The organism is Streptomyces sp. NRRL WC-3549, assembly GCF_000721935.1.
Lineage (GTDB): Bacteria > Actinomycetota > Actinomycetes > Streptomycetales > Streptomycetaceae > Streptomyces.
Genome location: NZ_KL585396.1, coordinates 42,494 through 44,179 on the forward strand (window position 1 = coordinate 42,494; position 1,686 = coordinate 44,179).

The following is a 1,686-nucleotide window of genomic DNA, read 5'->3' on the forward strand; positions in this document are numbered from 1 at the left end:
CCGCCGACCACACGGCGGCCCGCGGTCGTCGCGCGCCCGCCGGGGTCACGGGACGGCTCCCCGGCGACCGTTCCGGGGCGAAAGACGGCCGCCGTGTGGGTGGTGGCACCGGGCCCGGTCGGGGCCGGCGGCCGCGTGCATGAGGTAGGCAGGAGTCATGCAGACCTTCCTGCCCTACGCCGATTTCCGCCGGAGCGCCCTCGCGCTGGATCCGCGGCGGCTGGGAAAGCAGCGGGTGGAGACGATTCAGGTGCTCCGCGGGCTCACCGTCCCCGGTTACGGGTGGCGCCACCACCCCGCGGTCCGCATGTGGACGGGGTACCCGGAGGCACTCGTGCGTTACGGGCTGGAGATGTGCGCCGTGTGGACGGCGGAGGGCCGGGCGGACACCTGCGCGGCGACACTGCTCCAGGACCTCGCCGTCTCGCTCGGGCGCGGTGCCGTCACCGTCCGCCCGGAGCCGGAACTCACCGCGGCGGGGGAGGTCCCCCCGTGGCTGGGTGACGAGGCGTTCCACCTCAGCCACCGCTCGGCGCTGGTGCGCAAGGACGCCGCGTACTACGGGCCGCTGTTCCCGGACGTGCCCGCGGACCTGCCGTACGTCTGGCCCGCCTCCGACCGCGACCGCATCTGACCGGACGCTTCGCAGGGTGTCTCGTCCCGGGCCCTGCCGGGGCCCGGGACGAGACCGGTCACCGCGGCGACGCGACCACCACCCTGGAGGGCTCCTCCGGCACCACCCGCTGGAGCAACTCCTCCTCATCCGGCACTGCCCCTCGACGTCGTGCGACCACCCGTCGGGTCGGAGACGAATCGGTGTGCCGGGCTGAAGGACCGTCAGGCGAGGCCCCGGAGTTCGTGCGCGAAGGGCGGTTCGGCGCCTGCCCGCGCGCAGGTGACCGCGGCGGCGCGGGCGGCGAAGCCCAGTACCTGCCGCCAGGTGCTCCCGGTCAGTCCGGCCAGGGCACCGGCGGACAGCACGTCCAGTTCGGACAGGGCGTGCAGGAGAGCTGCGTTGACGGTGTCGCCGGCACCGATCGTGTCGACGACCCGGACGGGCTCGCCCGGGACCGAGTACACGCCGCCGTCGCGCGTGTAGGCCGTCAGACCGGCCTCGCCCCGGGTGACCACGACGGCGGCGGGGCCGGCGGCCGACCAGCCGGCGATGTCGTACCCGAGCCACCGCGCGTCCTCCTCGCTGAGCTTGAGGAACGAGACGGAGGACAGCAGACGGCCGAAACGGGCCCGGTAGGCGTCCGGGTCCGGGATGAGGCCGGCGCGGATGTTGGGGTCCAGGGCGACGAACCGTCCGAGCCGCGCCTCGCGGCGCATCAGCTCCTCGTAGGCGCTCGCCCCCGGCTCGAGCACCAGCGAGCAGGTGCCGAACGACACCGCCCGGGTCTCGACGGGCAGCGGTCCCGGCAGGGTGAAGAGACGGTCGGCGGTGCCCTGGCAGTAGAAGGTGTACGTGGCCGAGCCGCCCGCGTCGACGGAGGCGACGGCCAGCGTGGTCGGCTCCGGACCGCGCTGCACCATGCCGAGGGCCACCTTCTCCTCCCGCAGGCGGTCGGTCAGTGACGTACCGAAGGCATCCGTCGAGATCCGCGAGCAGAAGGTGACGGACGAGCCGAGGCGGGAGAGCGCGACCGCCGTGTTGTACGGCCCCTGTCTCTTATACCCATCTCT

General features: G+C 73.8%; 2 protein-coding genes. One reads left to right on the forward strand and one right to left on the reverse strand.

The annotated features are described in order from the left end of the window. Positions 1-157: 157 nt before the first annotated feature. Complete coding sequence (locus tag IH13_RS0114105; protein ID WP_031084359.1) at positions 158-634, forward strand: MSMEG_6728 family protein; 477 nt, start codon at positions 158-160, stop codon at positions 632-634. Between the two features lie 203 nt (positions 635-837). Here the strand turns inward: IH13_RS0114105 and IH13_RS0114110 are convergent. Then, positions 838-1,686 (reverse strand): carbohydrate kinase family protein (locus tag IH13_RS0114110; protein WP_063837442.1); only part of this gene is annotated, 849 nt, incomplete at its 5' end.

Coding starts and splice junctions, on each gene's coding strand:
- IH13_RS0114105 (WP_031084359.1), top strand. CDS start 158: ATGCAGACCTTCCTGCCCTACGCCGATTTCCGCCGGAGCGCCCTCGCG.